Raw genomic sequence first — 16492 nt, 5'->3', positions numbered from 1 at the left:
AGGCCCGCCCGTCGGCGTTCGTGCGTTCGGGGGATCTGCGGCTCAGGCCCGACGGCGGCGGGCGCGGGTGCTGGGGTCCTCGTCCTCACCGCGCAGCGCGACGCTGAGTCCGGACAGTCCGGCGTAGAGCACGCCGGCCACCGGCCAGAGCACCCAGGAGAGGTGCCAGTCGCCGGTGAGGAAGCTCCAGGCCAGATAGATCGCTGCCATCACCGGCCAGTAGACCGCCGCGATCGCCCGCACCGCGGGGTTGGTGCTGTACTCCGGATCTTCGTCCTCGTCGTCCCTCTCCTGCAGCAGGGTGGAGCTCGCGGAATCCGCCCAGCCCGCGCCGGTCATCACCGCGAGCCCGATCGCGACCATCACCAGGGTGGTGCACACGCCGTACAGCACAGCCAGCGAGTTCGGCCCGCCCAGCAGTGCCAGCAGGATCGTGGGCAGAGCGCACAGGATCCACAGCATGATCGCGATCGCCCCGGCCACGATGGTGGTGCGACGGTGCTCATCCCTGACCTGCTGCGCGAAGGCGCGCACCGGGGCGGTGAGGGTGAACGCGCCGCGGTCGAGGTCCTCGTAGTCCTTCAGGCGCGCATCCCGCACGATCATCAGCACGGTGCCGAGGGCCACCATCACCAGCACTGCGCTGATGCCCGCGGCGATCGCCCAGCCCGCCGGGTCGCCCTGGGGTGAGCCGGTCACAGCGATGAGCAGCAGCAGCGGCGCTGCGCAGAGCACGAAAAGCGCCAGCCCCGTCGCCGACAGCCACTGGGAGCGATGCACGGCGTCGACGTACTCGCGGGCGCGGAAGACATCGAGCTCCGGGTCCAGCGGTGCGGCGGGCGCGGCGGAGGCGCGGCCCAGCTCAGCGTCGATGCCCAGCACGGGAGCGGCCTCCTCGAGGGTACCGAACTCGGCGATGACCTGGCCGACGGCCTGGGACTCGGAGAGGCCGTCCTCGATGAGGCCCTGCAGCTTGTCCTCCATCATGGCGCGCAGCTCGGACCGGGCCTCCCGCAGGCGGGGAGTCTCGGGGTAGGGGGCGAAGAGGGTGTCCAGGTAGGAATCGATGACGTTCACGAGGCGTCCTTTCCGTTCGCGAAGCGGTCCACGAGTGCTCGGGTGCTGCGCCATTCGTCGCGCTTGAGGTCGAGCTGGTCGAGGCCTTCGGAGGTGAGCTTGTAGTAGGTGCGGGGCTTGCCTGTGGGGAGGCATCCTCGTAGCTGTCCAGCAGGCCCTGGGACTCCAGGCGCTTGACTGCGGTGTAGAGGGTGGTCTGCTTGATGACGTATTCGCCGTGGGAACCATCGGTGATGGTCTTGGAGAGCTCGTAGGCGTAGGACGGTCGAGCCTCGAGGATCGCCAGCAGGATCAGATCGATGTGCCCGCGGATGGCGTCTGCTCCGATCACATCGGCTCCTCTCTGGTGGTGGACGTGGTGCGCGCGGCAGGCGGGCCCGTGCCGCTGTACCGCCCGTAACGTACTACGGCTGCCGTAGTACGGCAAGGGGTGCATGTGTGTCCGTGGGCCGCAACTCTGTTCCCGGCACCGAGGCGCAGTGAGTGCTGGAGCCCACCTGGGCGCAACGCTGCGAGGGGCGGACCGCTTACGATGCGGGGCGAGCAACCCTCACCGCTGCGCCTCGACCCCTGTGGCGCGGTGTCCCGTTCCCCACCCTCCGCTAGGAGCTCCCCATGGACGAACTCGTCCTGAACTGGGAGCTCGGCACGGCGGGACTGCTGATCCTGGCAGTCTCCGCCGTCGCCGTGCTCCTGATCCTGATCATGGCGCTGAAAGTCCATGCCTTCCTCGCCCTGATGCTCACCAGCATCGGCACCGCGCTGGCGGCAGGCATCGCCCCGGGCAGCATCGTCGATGCCCTCGCCTTCGGATTCCATCCCACCTTGGGCGACGTGATGCTGCTGGTGGCGCTCGGCGCGATGCTCGGCCGCATGGTCGAGGCCTCGGGCGGCGCGCAGGTGCTGGCCGACAAGATGATCGGCGTCGTCGGCGAGAAGAGAGCTGGCCTCGGCCTCTCCCTGGCGAGCCTGCTGATGGGCTTTCCCATCTTCTTCGACGCCGGTCTGGTGGTGATGATGCCGATCATCTACGCCGTCGCCCGACGCGTGGGCGGCTCCTTCCTGGCCATCGCCCTGCCTGCCGCTGTCGCCTTCAGCGCCATGCACATCTTCGCCCCGCCGCACCCCGGGCCGGTGGCCGCCTCCGCGATCGTCGGTGCGGATATCGGCCTGGTGATGATCGTGGGCCTCGTCTTCGCCGCGATCATCTGGTTCGTGGTGGGCACGCAGCTCGCCCCGCGTCTGGGCATGCGCTTCGACGTTCCCGTCCCCACCATCCTGGACAGCGACAAGGAGCGGACCGGCTTCGAGTCCAGCCCCAAGGTGAGCACGATCGTCGCGCTGCTGATCCTGCCGCTGGTGCTGATCCTGCTCAACACCGGCCTGAACACGTTCGGGGCCACCCGCCCCGATACCGAAGCATTCCTGGCCGATGGTTGGGTGTCCGGGCTGCGCCTGCTGGGCGAGACCCCGATCGCACTGCTGATCACCGTGGTGGTCTCGATGTTCGTGCTCGGCTGGGGTGCGGGGAAGAAGGGCGACCTGGTCGAGAAGATCACCGACTCCGCTCTCGGCCCGATCTGCTCGGTCGTGCTGATCACCGGCGCCGGTGGCATGTTCGGCGGCGTGCTGCGCGTGACCGGCATCGGCGACGCGGTGGCCGGCTCGCTCAACGACATCGGCCTGCCGGTGATCGTGGCCGCGTACCTCATCGCCCAGATCGTGCGTCTGGCCCAGGGTTCGGCCACCGTGGCCCTGACCACGGCCGCATCCCTGATGGTCGGCGTGATCGCCTCCGGTGACTTCAGCCAGCTGCAGATCGTGGCCATCGTGATGGCGATGTCCGCCGGTTCGGTGGGCTTCGCCCACGTCAACGACTCCGGCTTCTGGCTGGTCAGCCGGTTCTTCGGGATGGACATGAAGCAGACCCTGGCCACCTGGACCCTGATCCAGGGTGCGATGGCCATCGTCGGCTTCGCGCTGTCGCTGGTGCTCTTCGGCGTCGCTTCCGCGATCGCCTGACGTCATGCCGCGGGCCTGGTCCGGTCAGGACCGGGCCCGCGGATCATGCTTCCCGTAGGTCATCCGGCGCAGCAGCACCTCGGCGGGGCCACGCATCCCGCGGGAATCCATCCAGGCGGCGAGCGGCAGCGAGAGCAGCCAGACGCCGAGGGCGACCGCGACCGCGGAGGCGGTGCTCAGGTGCGGCGCGAGCCCCAGGCCCCAGGCCGCCAGCAGGGGTGCCAGCAGCAGTGACTGGAACAGATAGAAGGTCAGCGAGCGCTGGCCGACGGCCGAGAGCGCCCGCACGAGCGCGGACGGCGCTGCAGCCGAGGAAGGGGCCTCGGCCGCGGGGGAGCCGTAGGCGCGCTCGGCGGGGAGAGCGCCGCATGGGCCGCGGCCTGCTCGGCCCGCAGCGCCTTGCGCTGCGCCTTCTCGAGCACGGCCCGCGGCGGCTCCGCGACCGTCGGCCGCTTCTCCAGGCGCATCGCGAGCAGACCGAACGCTGCGGCGTAGCCGATCCCGCAGCACATCCCTCCCACCGAGTTCAGGCCATAGAAGGCCCAGCTCAGCGCATCCGGCATCGGGAGCGCTCCGATGATCACGAGGGCGTCGGGCAGGCCGGTGAGCCAGCCGATCGCGATGCCTGCCACCGCGAGTCGCCGCAGGGCACGGGTATAGCGCCAGGGCTCGTCGAGCAGTCGGGCGCGGGCGGCGATCCAGCCCAGCAGAATCGGCAGCGGTGCTCCGATCACGGCGGCCGGCACCGTGCTGATCAGCCACATCCCGACGCGGGTCAGCACCGTGATCAGGTACGGCTGGGAGTAGGCGAGGTCCCGCAGCCAGTCGTTGGAGAAAGAGGTTGCCCCCGCCTGTTCCATCTCGACCAGCACCTCCGGCGGGGCGAAGAACATGACGGCCAGGGCACCAGCCATGCTGAACAGGGCATAGAACAGCAGCATTCCGCCGAAGACGCTCGCCCAGATGATCAGAGTGCGGGTGCGACGGCCGAAGAGGAGCCACACCCACAGCAGGGCCGCCACGGCGTAGGCGCCCAGGATGTCCCCGTAGAAAAGCAGCGCCGCATGCAGGAAGCCCAGCAGCAGCATTGCCCAGTGGCGCCTGCGCATCATGAGCCGCACGATCTGCGGCTCCATCCCGCGGTCGATGCGCGAACGGTAGAACTGCACCATGCCGTAGCCGAACAGGAACGCGAACAGCGGCATCGCCCGATGGTCGACCGCGACCGTCATCACGAACTGCACCGCCGAATCCGCCGGGCCGAGCGCCGGCACGTGCGGGGTCATCCCGACCCCGCCCTCGTGGCCCCACAGGAGCCAGGAGACGTTCGCGATCGCGATCAGCGCGAGCATCAGGCCGCGGGCGATGTCCGGGGCCAGGGAACGCGGCGATCCGCCCCGACGGGGAGCTCGGAAGGGGCGGGGTCCGAGGGTATGGCGGCCGAGCTGTTCACGGCGTGCCTTTCGCTGGGGCTGAGGCGGGAGGGCGGGCTCAGGGTGTGGGAGCGTCGAACCTACCTGCGCCCACCGCGCGTCGTCGCGCGACGAAAGTCGGCGCCCTGTCATCGGTTCGTCCGTGCCACGGCGGCAGGGGCGCCAGAGCTCCGGCAGCAGAGTGAACCGAGTTCGACATATTGAACGCCGGGGTATGGTGGGCCGACGCGACCCCGCGCCCCCATCACCTGAGGGGCCGACCCCGAGCAGAGGAGCTCTCAGTGGACCACACGTCACCGCAGCAGGTTCAGAACGGATACGGCGCCGGGGAGGCCCCGACGCGCCGCCCCCGAGTGGTGATCGCCGTCGGCCTCCCGGAGCCGCTGTGTGCGCTGATCGAGCGCGAAGAGCCTCGTGTGGAGGTCGTGCGCGATCACTCCCTCTACCGGCCGCTGCGCGGCCCCGCGGACTGGTCCGGGGACCCGGCTCATCAGCGCACACCCGAGCAGGAGCAGGCGTATCGGGACATGGTCGACTCCGCCGACGTTCTCTTCTCCCTCCCCGACGTGGACCCCGCCGAGCTCGCGCGCACCGTCCGCGCCAATCCGAACCTGCGCTGGGTGCAGGCGATGGCGGCCGGCGGCGGCGCCCAGCTGCGTGCCGCGGGCCTCTCACCCCGGCGAGCTCGAGCGGGTGGCGGTCACCACCACGGCGGGCGTCCATGGCTCCCCGCTCGCCGAGTTCGCCGTGTTCGGCGTCATGGCCGGAGCCAAGACCCTCCCTCGCCTCCTGGCCCAGCAGCGCGCCCATGAGTGGGGCGATCGCTGGGAGATGAAGCAGATCGATCAGATGAGCGTCCTCATCGTCGGCCTGGGCGGCATCGGTGCCGCCTGCGCCGAGAAGTTCTCCGCGCTCGGCGCCCGGGTGCTCGGCACCACCCGCAGCGGCCGCCCCGTCCCGCACGTGGACCAGCTGGTCCCGATCGAGGAGCTCGCGCAGGCCGCCGCCGAGGTCGACGCGATCGTGGTGACCCTGCCCGGCACTGCCGCGACCGAGGGCCTGATCGGCGCCGAGGTGATGGATGCCGTGCAGTCGGGGACCATCCTGGTCAACGTCGGCCGCGGCACCGCCGTGGACGAGCCGGCCCTCATCACCGCTCTGGAATCCGGACAGATCGGCTTCGCGGCGCTCGATGTCACCGCGATCGAACCGCTCCCCGCCGGCAGTGCCCTGTGGGATCATCCGAACGTGCTGATCAGTCCGCACACCGCTGCGCTCTCCTCCCGCGAGGAGGAGCGCATCGTGCGGCTGTTCCTCGACAATCTCGCCCGTCATCTCGACGGGCGGGAGCTGCGCAACGTCGTCGACACCGTGGAGTTCTACTGAGCATGAACGAGATCCGTGACCCCTCGCCCGCCGTCGGCCGAGCGATGCGCATCCTGGAGGCGCTCGAAGCCTCCGGGGTGCTCCCCAGTCGCTGTCCGACATCGCGCGGACGGTGGGGATCGCGAAATCTTCGGCGTCCAACATCTGCGCGGCGCTCGAACGGGAGCGGATGATCCATCGCGCCGGCGGCGGGTACCGGCTGGGGCTGCGCACCGCCGAGCTCGGTGGGGCGTTCGCCGCCCAGTTCAACCAGGTGCGCGAATTCTTCGAGGTCGTCGAAGAGCATCCGGTCCTCTCCCGCCAGGTGGTGCAGATCGCGACGCTGGATTCGCCGAATGCGCTCTACCTGGCGCGGCACGAAGGCCGACGGCACCGGCTGGGCACCCCGCTCGGCTCCCGGCTGCCGCTGATCTACTGCGCCGTCGGCAACGCGATGCTGATGCCGATGCCCGACGAGGAGATCCAGCCGCTGGTCCTGGAGCAGGTGAAGGCCCCGCGCACCGAGCGCTCCACCCGCTCGCCCGAGGTGTTCTGGGAGAGCCTGCGGACGGCACGGGACCAGGGCTTCGCCGTGGATCCGGGGAGTCCTTCGAGGGCATCCACGGGATCGCGGCGCCGCTGCCCCCGTGGCAGCCCGGAGATCCCTATATGGCGATCGGTGTTGCGCTGCCGGCGGACGAGGCGGACGCCGAGACCGTCGCCGCTCTCGGGCGGGCTGTGGTCGACGTGGCCGACAGGCTGACCAACCCGCTCGCCCGGCGCCCCGCGCGCGGCGACTGAACCCTCGCTCGCCAAGGGCTTCACGCCCCGGCCCGCTGCCCTGCCCCGGGAAGCTCGGTCGGGGCGCCTCATGCGTGCCAGAACTCCGCCTTCGTGCCGGCCTCGTCCGCTCAGGCGCACCGTCGTCCGCCCAGTTGTCGTTCAGTAGGTTGCACACTGTTCGAGATGGAGTACATTGATCCCCGTCGCTCGTCCCCGAGACCCCTCACCCTGACTGCGTGACCGACTGCCCCAGCATCGAAGGAGATGTCGTGAGTTCACCGAAGAACAACCCCGGACCCGCCCCCGGAGGCACCATGAGCGAGCAGGAGTACGCCGCAAACCTGCGGCGCGCCACCCTCTCCTCGAGCGTGGGAAGCGCCCTGGAGTACTTCGACTTCGCGATGTACGGCCTGATGACGGCGATGGTCTTCGACCGGCTGTTCTTCTCCACCTCGAACCCGGCGATGGCCACCGTCGCCGCCTTCGGCGTCTACGGCGTGGGATTCCTGGCCCGCCCCTTCGGCGGCCTCTTCTTCGGCACCATCGGCGACCGCATCGGCCGGCGTTGGGTCCTGGTCACCACGATCATCCTGATGGGAGGCGCCTCCACCCTGATCGGCGCCCTGCCCACCTATGAGCAGGTGGGCATGCTCGCCCCGATCCTGCTCGTGGTGATGCGCCTGCTGCAGGGCTTCGGCGCCGGTGCGGAGCAGGCCGGCGCCACCGTGCTGATGGCCGAGTACTCCCCGGTGAAGAAGCGCGGCTTCTTCTCCGCCCTGCCCTTCGTGGGCATCCAGGCCGGCACCCTGCTCGCCTCCGTCGTGTTCTTCCTGCTCACGCTGATGCCGGAGGAGGCCTTCCTCTCCTGGGGCTGGCGCCTGCCGTTCCTCGGCTCCTTCGTGCTGATCCTGGTCGCGCTCTTCATCCGCGCGAAGCTGCAGGAGACCCCGTCCTTCGTGCAGCTCGAGAAGAGCGAGCAGGTGGCCGAGCGCCCCGTGCGCGAGATCTTCACCCGCGGCCGCGCCGGAGTGGTGATCGGCGTGGGCCTGCGCATGGCCGAGAACGGCGGCTCCTACATGTTCCAGTCGATCGCCCTGGCCTTCGTGACCTCCGCGGCGATCGGCATGGACCGCGGCGCCGTCACCTGGGGAGTGACCTTCGGCAGCCTGATCGGCATCTTCTCGGTGCCGCTGACCGGCAAGATCTCCGACCGCGTGGGGCGTGTCCCGGTGTACCGCTTCGGCGCGGTGTTCATGCTGCTCTTCGCCTTCCCCGCCTGGTACCTGCTCTCGCTCGGCAACGAACTGATCGCCGTCGGCGTGATCGCGATCGGGCTCGGCATCGCCGTGAACACCATGCTCGGCCCGCAGTGCGCGATGCTCCCCGAGATGTTCGGCAACCGCCACCGCTACCTCGGAGTCGCGATGGCCCGTGAGATCTCCGCCGTGCTGGCGGGCGGCCTCGCCGGTGTGCTCGGCGCAGCACTGCTGGCCTGGACCGACGGCAACTGGATCGTGCTCGCGATCTACATGGCCACCCTCGCGGCCATCACCACCGCCTCCACCTTCCTGGTGCCCGAGACCCGCGGTCGTGATCTGATGCGGATCGAGGACGCCGTGCGCATCTCCACGACCGAGCAGGACACGGCGACCAGCGCGCTGCCCGAGCCGGCCGCCGATATCGTCCAGGACGCCGCCCAGGCCCCGACCGAGCAGGTGGCTCGCTGACCTCCGCGCTCGACCCTGAGCGGCCGCGCCGTCGTCGCTGATGCCGCCGCGCTCTCCGGCGGGGCCCGGGGTGTCCATCACCACCGCTCCCTCGGCCTGCCGGACCCCCTTCCCGAGGCCCCGGATGCCTAGACTGGAAGCGAGCGGTCCCGTGCGCCACTGCGCCGACCGGACGACCCCTTCGACGACTGTGAGGCTGCGGTGAACGATCACCTGAAGACGACGATCCAGGCCATCAACTGGAACCGGATCCCCGATCCGAAGGACCAGGAGGTGTGGGATCGCCTCACCGGCAACTTCTGGCTGCCCGAGAAGATCCCGCTGTCCAACGACATCCAGTCGTGGAGCCGTCGCTCCGAGGAGGAGCAGAAGATGGCCATGCATGTGTTCACGGGGCTGACCCTGCTGGACACCGTGCAGGGCACCGTGGGCGCGATCTCCCTGATCCCGGATGCGGTCACCCCGCACGAGGAGGCGGTGTACACCAACATCGCCTTCATGGAGTCGGTGCACGCGAAGTCCTACTCCCAGATCTTCTCGACGCTCGCCAACACCAAGCAGATCGACGAGGCCTTCCACTGGGGCGCGACCAACACGCAGCTCCAGAAGAAGGCTCAGATCATCATGAGCTACTACGAGGGCGATGACCCGGAGAAGCGCAAGGTCGCCTCGGTGCTGCTCGAGTCGTTCCTGTTCTACTCCGGCTTCTACCTGCCGATGCGCTACTCCAGCCACGGCGAGCTGACCAACACCGCCGACATCATCCGCCTGATCATCCGTGACGAGGCGGTCCACGGCTACTACATCGGCTACAAGTACCAGAAGGCCGTCGAGAAGCTCTCCGCCGAGCGCCAGGCGGAGCTGAAGGACTACACCTTCTCGCTGCTGCTGGAGCTGTACGAGAACGAAGAGGTCTACACCGAGGACATCTACGATCCCGTCGGCTGGACCGAGGACGTCAAGATCTTCCTGCGCTACAACGCCAACAAGGCGCTGATGAACCTCGGCTACGAGGGGCTGTTCCCGCAGGACCAGGTCGAGGTGAACCCGGCGATCCTCTCCGCGCTGTCCCCGAACGCCGATGAGAACCACGACTTCTTCTCCGGCTCGGGCTCGAGCTACGTGATGGGCAAGGCCGTCGAGACCGAGGACGACGACTGGGACTTCTGAGTCCTTCTTGACAGGACGGGCCGGGCGATCACGCCCGGCCCGTCCTGCGTTTCCGGCACCGATCCGTGCCCCGCAGCGAGGAGGCGAGCATGCCAGTGGATGTCGACGGGATCGTCCAGCTCCATGGCGGCGAGCAGGACGCCGACGAGATCCTGCGCGCCCGCGTCGCGCAGCTGCTCGGTCTCGCGAGCGCCGAGGTGCTGGTGGGACGCTCCTGTCCTCGCTGCGGCTCCTCCGCACACGGCCGCCCCTGGGCACGGGCGCGGGGCCGACGCGACGAGGTCCCCGTCAGCCTCACCCGCTGCGGGGAGCATCTGATGACGGCGGTGGCTGCGCCCGGCGCCCTCGGCGTCGGCGTCGATCTGGAAGCCGTCGCCGCCGTGGAGCGCGGCTGGGACGCAGGCCTGGTGCTCCACCCCGACGAGCAGAGTGAGTCGGCGCCGTGCACCGCACACGAGCGGGCCGCGATGTGGGCCCGCAAGGAGGCGATCCTCAAAGCGCTGGGCGACGGGCTGGACACTCCCATGAGCACCGTGCGCGTCGTCGACTTCGCCGTCACAGACCTGCCCGCTCCGCCAGGCCACGTCGCCGCCCTCGCACTCCTCTAGACGGCGCAGCCGACGCTCACGCGCTCGCGGGCATCGGGCACGGCGGCAGTGCGGTCTCGAACAGCCACGGCGCCAACAGCGCCGCGGCCGCCTCACCCGCTTCGTTACCGACGTGCTCGAGGAAGATCTCGGTGGTCACCGTGCCGGAGCGATGCTCCGCCAGCCAACCGCGCACGATCTCGAAGAACACCTCATCGCCCACATGGGTGCGCAGGGCGTGCACCGTCAGCGCACCCCGCTTGTAGACCCGGTCGTCGAACATCAGGGCCTGACCGGGATGGGCGAGCACCAGGTCGTCCTGCGGGAGGCCGACGAGGAGGGCGTGATGCTTGTCCACCTCGGCCTGCACGCTCGAAACCCCGGACTCCTCCGCCCACAACCATTCGCAGTAGCAGGCGAAGCCCTCATGCAGCCAGATGTCCTGCCAGCGCGCCAGGGTCACCGAGTTGCCGAACCACTGATGGGACAGCTCATGTGCGATCAGGCGCATGGACTCCCAGTCCGTGTCCACGAAGTTGCTGCCGAAGGTGGACAGCCCCTGGGACTCCAGAGGGATCTCCAGCTCATCCTCGGTGATCACCGCGGTGTACGAGGCGAAGGGGTATGGGCCGAACAGCTCGGCGAAGAAGGTGAGCATCTGCGGTTGGTGCCCGAAGGAGTCCGCGAGCGCGGCCTCGTCCAGCGCCGGCGGGGCGAAGGTGCGCACCGGCACCGGAGCACCCGTGTGCTCGACTTCCCGGTAGCGGCCGATCTGCACGGTGGCGAGGTAGGTGGCCATCGGCACCGTCTGCTCGTAGGACCAGATCAGCGCGTTGCCGGTGCGCTGGGTGCCCTGCAGCTCGCCGGAGACGGCGACGGTGTAGCCCGGCGGGGCGGCCAGCGCGATCGAGTAGGTCGCCTTGTTGTCGGGCCGGTCGTTGCAGGGGAACCAGGATGGTGCCCCGTGCGGCTGGGCGGCGACGATCACGCCGTCCTCGAGCTCCTCCCACCCGGCCGAGCCGAGACCACGCGAACGCACCGGTCGAGGCGTGCCGGAGTACTTCACCCGCACGGAGAGGTCCGTGCCGGGGAGAGCGGGAGCTTCACGGTGAGCCGCCCGCGCAGGTGGGTGAAGCGGTACGCGCGACCATCCACGAAGACCTTGTGCGGGGTCAGCCCGTGCAGATCCAGGCGGAGCACGTCCGCCTCGACCAGCGGACGGCAGGTGAGCGTCGCCTCGCCGTCGAGCCGATTGCCCTCGACCTTGTAGGCGAGGTTCAGGTCGTAGTGGAGCACGTCGAAGCTCGCATCTCCGTGCCGGGGGACGTACGGGTCGCTGCCTGTGCTCATGCGTCCATCTCCTCCCGCTCGTTCCTCGCAGTTCGTCGACGAACGGTGTTCATGCGTTCATCTCCTCCCGCTCGTTCCTCGCAGTTCGTCGACGAACGGTGTTCATGCGTTCATCTCCTCCCAGGGACCGATGGGGTTGCCTGTCCAGCGGGTCCCGGGCGGGACACGCTCGCCGCGCATGACCAGCGAGACGGGGCCGACGGTCGCATGCCGGTCGATCGATGCGGCCGGCAGGATCACGCCGCCAGGCCCCAGGGTCGCACCCGCACCGAAGGTCACGGTGTCCATGCTCAGCAACCGGTCCTGGAACAGGTGGGTCTGGACCACGCAGCCGCGGTTGATGGTGGCGCCGGCGCCGAGAGTGACCAGGTCCGTCTCCGGCAGCCAATACGAGTCGCACCAGACGCCCGGCCCGATCTTCGCGCCGAGCAGGCGCAGCCAGAAGTTCAGCGCCCAGGTGCCGGAGGTGACGTTCGCGAACCAAGGTGCCGCCAGCACCTCGGTGAAGGTGTCGGCCAGCTCGGAGCGCCACACGTAGGGCGTGAACAGGGCGTGCTCGCCCGGGCGATGCTTACCGATGATCAGCCATTTGGCCACGACCGTGATCCCGGCGGCGAGCACCCCGGCCGCGAGCAGCACCGGACCACCGAGGACCAGTGCGGCGATGACGCCCCAGGTGCCCTGCAGCAGCAGAGCGAACAGCACGACGCCGACCGCGACCGGGAGCAGCAGCGCCAGCAGCAGCGGCACGATACGGCCCGTCTCGACCAGCCCACGCTGCACGAGCAGTCGCTTGGAAGGGTTGTAGGTGAGCGAGGAGTCGTGCTTGTCCTCGCTGCGGCGCAGCTTGCGAGGCGGGCTTCCCAGCCACGAGGTGCCGGCCTTCGCCGTCTTGCGCCGCGCGCGGCCGAGAGCACAGCGACCAAGGCCTGTTTGGGGACCTTGCGCCCTGCGGCGAGCATCCCGGAGTTGCCCACGAAGGCGCGCTTGCCCACCTTGACGTGCTCCACCCGGATCCAGCCGCCGCCCAGCTCATAGGCACCTACCAGGGTGTCGTCGGCCAGGAAGGAGTGCTCGCCGACCTGCACCAGGCTCGGGATCAGCAGCACGGTCGAGATCTCCGCACCCTTGCCGACCTTGGCGCCCAGCAGGCGCAGCCAGAGCGGGGTGAGGGCCCCGGCATAGATCGGGAACAGCCAGGTGCGGGCCTCGTCGAGCAGGCGCAACGTCCCCCAGATGGACACGCCCGCCGCTGAGCGAACCGGATGGTGACCGGGCCGGATCGCGAGCGCCAGCAGCCGGGTCAGCGCCACGACCAACACCATCAGTGCACCGAAGCCCGCCAGGGCCGCGAGCGGCAGCCAGGGCAGAGCGGCCAGCACCGCCGCGCCGAAGCTGTCGGTGCCGTGCACGGCCGGCAGCAGCACCGCCGCGCCGGTCAGCATCGCCACCACGGGCAGGGCAGCGATCACCAGGGAGAGCGCGGCGAAGCTCACCAGCCATAGCGGGCGGCGCCGCGGGGCGTCGGCCGACCAGGGCCCGCGCGCCGTCGCCTGGTGCTCGGCGGGGGAGCCGGACCAGAACTCGCCGGCGGGAACCGCGCCGAGCACCGCAGAGCCTGGCGCGATCTCCGCATCCCGCCCGATCGTCGCTCCAGGGCCCAGAGTGCTGCGGGCACCGATCCGTGCCCGCTTCCCGATCCGGACCTGGCCGATCCGGAGCTGGTCGCCGTCGATCCAGTGACCGGCCAGGTCCACCTCCGGCTCGACCGAGGCGCCGCTGCCGATCTCCAGCAGCCCGGTGACCGGGGGCAGGGTGTGCATGTCGACGTCCCGCCCGATGCTCGCCCCGAGCAGACGGGCATAGAAAGGGAACCAGGCAGCGCCGGCGAGGTGCGTCGCCGCGAGCTCGTCCTGGATCTTCTCAGCGGCCCACAGCCTCAGGTGAACGCGGCCGCCGCGCGGATAGCTGCCCGGGCCGACGCCGCGCATCAGCAGGCGTGCCAGCAGCGCGGCCAGCGCCATCCGGCCTGGCGGGAGCAGCACCACCGCGGCGAGCGGGAGCACCAGCCACAGCGGGAAGGGGATCAGCCACGGCAGATCGGTGAGCAGCGCGCCGAGGGTGGAGGCCAGCATCAGCCAGGTGATCCAGCGCAGCGCGGCCAGTGCCCGCAGCGGCCCCAGCGCCAGCAGCTGCACGATCTGGGTGCGCCGGCGCAGCGGAGCCACGGTGCGGTCGCTCATGACCGCGGAGGTCCCCATCTCGTCGAGATGAGCGGCCAGCCCCGCGACCGTCGGATTCGCGTACACGTCGCCGACTGCGAGCTCGGCATGCTTCTCCCGCAGCCGGCTGACCACCTGTGCGGCGGTCAGCGACCCGCCGCCGAAGTCGAAGAAGTCATCGGCGCCGGAGGTGACCTCCGCGCCGAGCACCTCTGCCCAGATCTCCGCGATCCAGGCCGCCGTGCCGGACAGAGCGGCTGAGGGGTGCCGCGGCGGGGCCGCGGCCAGGGGAGGGCGTCCCGGTCGATCTTCCCGGAGGTGCGGGTGGGCAGCTCGTCGACCACGGCGAGGCGCGGGACCAGGGCTGCGGGCATCCGCTGGCGCAGCAGCCCCTTGGCGATCTGTGCGTCGTAGCCGGCATCGACCGTGAGGTAGCCGACCAGGAGCTGGTTGCCGGACTTCGTCGAGCGCACGGCCGCGGCGGCGCCGACGACGCCGGGCAGGCGCAGCATCTGCTCGTCGATCTCGCCGAGTTCGATGCGGCGCCCGCCGAGCTTGATCTGGTCATCGGCCCGGCCTGCGAACAGCAGCCCCTCGGGATCGTTGCGGACGATGTCCCCGGAGCGGTAGGCGCGGTCCCAGCCCAGGGTGGGCATCGGTGCGTACTTCTCGGCGTCCTTCGCGGGATCGAGATAGCGTGCGAGCCCCACCCCGCCGATGATCAGCTCCCCGGAATCACCCGCGGCCACCGGATACCCGGCCGCGTCGACCACCGCGAGGTCCCAGCCGTCCAGGGGCAGACCGATCCGCACCGGGTCGGTGCCGTCGAGGATCGCGCCGCACGCGACCACCGTCGCCTCGGTGGGACCGTAGGTGTTCCACACCTCGCGTCCCGGCGCCTGCAGTCGGGCGGCGAGCTCCGGCGGGCAGGCCTCACCGCCCATGATCAGGAGTCGCACCTCGGTCAGGGCGCTGTCCGGCCAGAGGGAGACCAAGGTCGGCACGGTGGAGACGACGGTGATGCGGTTGGCCTTCAGCCAGGGACCCACGTCCACTCCCGACCGCACCAGCGAACGCGGTGCCGGCACCAGGCAGGCGCCGTACGCCCAGGCCAGCCACATCTCCTCGCAGCTGGCATCGAAGGCGACAGAGAGGCCGGCCATCACCCGGTCACCGGGGAGAGCGGTGCATCCTGCAGGAACATCCGCGACTCGGCCTCGACGAAGGCCGCTGCGCTGCGGTGGGTGACGGCCACCCCTTCGGCTTCCCCGTCGAGCCGGAGGTGAAGATGACCCAGGCATCATCGCCAGGCTCGACACCACGGCCCGGCGTGGGGGCGGCGGCACGACCGGCTGCGGTCGCGGTGATGACCAGGTCATTGCCGATCACGGCGGCCGAGGACGACTCCTCGAACACCACCCGGGCGCGCTCGTCGGGGTCGTCGGCGTCGACCGGCACATAAGCGCCGCCGGCCAGAAGGATCCCCAGGATCGCGACGTAGAGGTCCGTGGTGCCGGACTTGATGCGCACCCCCACCTTGTCCCCGGGCCTGACCCCGTGCTCGGCGAGCCGGTCCGCGAGCTCGCTCGCCGCCGCGTCCAGCTCGGTGTACGTCATGGTCACCAGCCCGCTGTCCACCGCGGGAGAATCCCCGCACTCGGCCACCGTGCGCCGGAAGACATCCACCAGCGTGCTCGGGGCAGGAGCACGATCGCCGGCAAGCAGCTCGGGAAGGAGAGAGAAGGTTGTCACCAGAGGATTGTGTCCCACCGAGGTGACGGGAAGCGGTCCGGGAGCCGACGAATCGGATGGAGGTCACCGAGTCCACCGGAACCGGGCCCCCTGGAGGAAAAGGTCTCCGCACCCGCACACCGGAGGATGTGATTCCCGATAAACCCTACGGACCGCCCGGTCGACTCTCTGACCTCCGTGTTCTCTTCATATGGCGCATTTGCGTCCGACGACAGGACATACTGATGTGGTAAGTCCCTTCTTCCCCTCGCAGATTGGATGTAGACAATGGGCCTCATCGGACTCATCATTTCCTGGATCATCATCGGCGCGATCATCGGCCTCATCGCCCGAGCGATCATGCCCGGCAAGCAGGCCATGGGCCTGGGCCTGACGATCGTCCTCGGCGTCGTCGGCGCCATCGTCGGTGGCTTCATCGGCGGCCTCCTCGGCGGCAGCGGCGTCAGCGGCATCATGGACAACCCCTGGAGCCTCTGGACGATCCTGCTCTCCGTCATCGGTGCGCTCATCGTCATGTTCGTCTACGGCCTGGCGACCAAGAACCGCGCCTGACCTCTCGCAGCGGCGGCCTCCTCAGCCCGCCCACGCCCACGGCGCCGTCCCGGATCACCGGGGCGGCGCCGTTCGCGTTCCCGAGGCCCTGGCACTTTCTGGTGGCGTGGGCCAGGCTGGAGGCATGACCAGCACACTGCCCCTGATCACTGCAGATCTGGCCCGGGCTGCTCGGGCCCTCGCCCAGGTCTCCCTCCGGGTCCTCGCCGAGCACACCGGACTGGATAAGACGCTCCTGCGGGACATGGAGCGCGGCCGCCGTGCCGTCACCGCCGAGGAGAGCGAGCTGCTGCGCGGAGCGCTCGAGGACTTCGGCGTCGAGTTCCTGCCGGTGGACGAGGAGGCCGGCGTCGGCTACGGCGTGCGCCAGAAGTTCAACCCCCGCACCGTGAAGCGGCTGGAGAACTGGGAGAACGAAGGCGGCCCCGTCGCGGAGGACGACATCTGAACCC

Annotated in this window: 13 protein-coding genes and 2 pseudogenes; 8 read left to right on the top strand and 7 right to left on the bottom strand. The window is 69.8% G+C overall.

The genetic code is table 11. The features are described 5' to 3' along the window. Positions 1–42 precede the first annotated feature (42 nt). Positions 43–1077, bottom strand: coding sequence for a permease prefix domain 1-containing protein (locus tag H3H54_RS14645; RefSeq protein WP_262424435.1), 1035 nt, complete (start codon positions 1075–1077; stop codon positions 43–45). Between the two features lie 181 nt (positions 1078–1258). Continuing rightward, positions 1259–1513 (bottom strand): annotated as a pseudogene (locus H3H54_RS14640) (PadR family transcriptional regulator); the annotation flags it as partial. Positions 1514–1692: 179 nt separating this feature from the next. Between H3H54_RS14640 and H3H54_RS14635 the strand changes: the two are divergent. Next, entirely contained in the window at positions 1693–3099 is a 1407-nt protein-coding gene (locus tag H3H54_RS14635) for a GntP family permease (RefSeq protein WP_262424434.1), read from the top strand. Positions 3100–3123: 24 nt separating this feature from the next. Here H3H54_RS14635 and H3H54_RS14630 read toward each other — a convergent pair whose 3' ends face one another. Together H3H54_RS14630 and H3H54_RS14625 are read right to left on the bottom strand one after the other, a co-directional pair. Beyond that, entirely contained in the window at positions 3124–3387 is a 264-nt protein-coding gene (locus H3H54_RS14630; RefSeq protein WP_262424433.1) for a DUF418 domain-containing protein, read from the bottom strand. Then, entirely contained in the window at positions 3351–4451 is a 1101-nt protein-coding gene (locus tag H3H54_RS14625; RefSeq protein WP_262424432.1) for a DUF418 domain-containing protein, read from the bottom strand. Before H3H54_RS14625 ends, H3H54_RS14630 begins: the two co-directional genes overlap by 37 nt. 738 nt (positions 4452–5189) lie before the next feature. On the opposite strand from H3H54_RS14625, the gene H3H54_RS14620 reads away from it, so the two are divergent. The 5 genes from H3H54_RS14620 (at position 5190) to H3H54_RS14600 (ending at position 10185) form a co-directional block, all read left to right on the top strand. Further along, on the top strand, positions 5190–5918 hold the full coding sequence (locus tag H3H54_RS14620) for a D-2-hydroxyacid dehydrogenase (protein WP_262424431.1): 729 nt from the start codon (positions 5190–5192) through the stop codon (positions 5916–5918). A 112-nt stretch (positions 5919–6030) separates the two neighbouring features. Then, the gene (locus H3H54_RS14615) at positions 6031–6660 is read left to right on the top strand and encodes an IclR family transcriptional regulator (protein WP_262424430.1); all 630 of its coding nucleotides are present in this window, start codon (positions 6031–6033) and stop codon (positions 6658–6660) included. Positions 6661–6994: 334 nt separating this feature from the next. Continuing rightward, positions 6995–8407 (top strand): MFS transporter, encoded by a 1413-nt coding sequence (locus tag H3H54_RS14610; protein WP_262426498.1) that lies wholly within the window; start codon positions 6995–6997, stop codon positions 8405–8407. 201 nt (positions 8408–8608) lie between these two features. Continuing rightward, positions 8609–9577: a class 1b ribonucleoside-diphosphate reductase subunit beta gene (gene nrdF / locus H3H54_RS14605; protein ID WP_262424429.1), complete on the top strand. Its 969-nt coding sequence runs from the start codon at positions 8609–8611 to the stop codon at positions 9575–9577. Positions 9578–9666: 89 nt separating this feature from the next. Then, complete coding sequence (locus tag H3H54_RS14600) at positions 9667–10185, top strand: 4'-phosphopantetheinyl transferase superfamily protein (RefSeq protein WP_262424428.1); 519 nt, start codon at positions 9667–9669, stop codon at positions 10183–10185. Positions 10186–10201: 16 nt separating this feature from the next. On the opposite strand, the gene H3H54_RS14595 is transcribed toward H3H54_RS14600, so the two are convergent. The 3 genes and pseudogenes from H3H54_RS14595 to H3H54_RS19720 form a co-directional block, all read right to left on the bottom strand. Beyond that, positions 10202–11236: a M1 family metallopeptidase gene (locus tag H3H54_RS14595; protein WP_262424427.1), complete on the bottom strand. Its 1035-nt coding sequence runs from the start codon at positions 11234–11236 to the stop codon at positions 10202–10204. Next, the gene (locus H3H54_RS14590) at positions 11227–11514 is read right to left on the bottom strand and encodes a hypothetical protein (RefSeq protein WP_262424426.1); all 288 of its coding nucleotides are present in this window, start codon (positions 11512–11514) and stop codon (positions 11227–11229) included. The genes H3H54_RS14595 and H3H54_RS14590 overlap by 10 nt, the downstream gene beginning before the upstream one ends. Before the next feature lie 102 nt (positions 11515–11616). Next, positions 11617–15488: pseudogene (locus tag H3H54_RS19720) on the bottom strand (Pls/PosA family non-ribosomal peptide synthetase). Between the two features lie 267 nt (positions 15489–15755). On the opposite strand from H3H54_RS19720, the gene H3H54_RS14580 reads away from it, so the two are divergent. Together H3H54_RS14580 and H3H54_RS14575 are read left to right on the top strand one after the other, a co-directional pair. Beyond that, on the top strand, positions 15756–16040 hold the full coding sequence (locus H3H54_RS14580) for a GlsB/YeaQ/YmgE family stress response membrane protein (RefSeq protein ID WP_262424425.1): 285 nt from the start codon (positions 15756–15758) through the stop codon (positions 16038–16040). Positions 16041–16164: 124 nt separating this feature from the next. After that, positions 16165–16488: a hypothetical protein gene (locus H3H54_RS14575; RefSeq protein ID WP_262424424.1), complete on the top strand. Its 324-nt coding sequence runs from the start codon at positions 16165–16167 to the stop codon at positions 16486–16488. Positions 16489–16492 lie beyond the last annotated feature (4 nt).

Origin of the sequence: Brachybacterium sp. Z12 (assembly GCF_014400405.1) — a bacterium.
Classification (GTDB): domain Bacteria; phylum Actinomycetota; class Actinomycetes; order Actinomycetales; family Dermabacteraceae; genus Brachybacterium.
This window is presented reverse-complemented; position numbering and strand designations above follow the sequence as displayed.

Excerpts from the sequence above, each read along its gene's own strand:
- H3H54_RS14635 (WP_262424434.1), top strand. The coding sequence starts at position 1,693 with ATGGACGAACTCGTCCTGAACTGGGAGCTCGGCACGGCGGGACTGCTG.
- H3H54_RS14625 (WP_262424432.1), bottom strand. The coding sequence starts at position 4,451 with ATGCTCGCGCTGATCGCGATCGCGAACGTCTCCTGGCTCCTGTGGGGC.
- H3H54_RS14610 (WP_262426498.1), top strand. The coding sequence starts at position 6,995 with ATGAGCGAGCAGGAGTACGCCGCAAACCTGCGGCGCGCCACCCTCTCC.
- H3H54_RS14600 (WP_262424428.1), top strand. The coding sequence starts at position 9,667 with ATGCCAGTGGATGTCGACGGGATCGTCCAGCTCCATGGCGGCGAGCAG.
- H3H54_RS14590 (WP_262424426.1), bottom strand. The coding sequence starts at position 11,514 with ATGAGCACAGGCAGCGACCCGTACGTCCCCCGGCACGGAGATGCGAGC.
- H3H54_RS14580 (WP_262424425.1), top strand. The coding sequence starts at position 15,756 with ATGGGCCTCATCGGACTCATCATTTCCTGGATCATCATCGGCGCGATC.
- H3H54_RS14575 (WP_262424424.1), top strand. The coding sequence starts at position 16,165 with ATGACCAGCACACTGCCCCTGATCACTGCAGATCTGGCCCGGGCTGCT.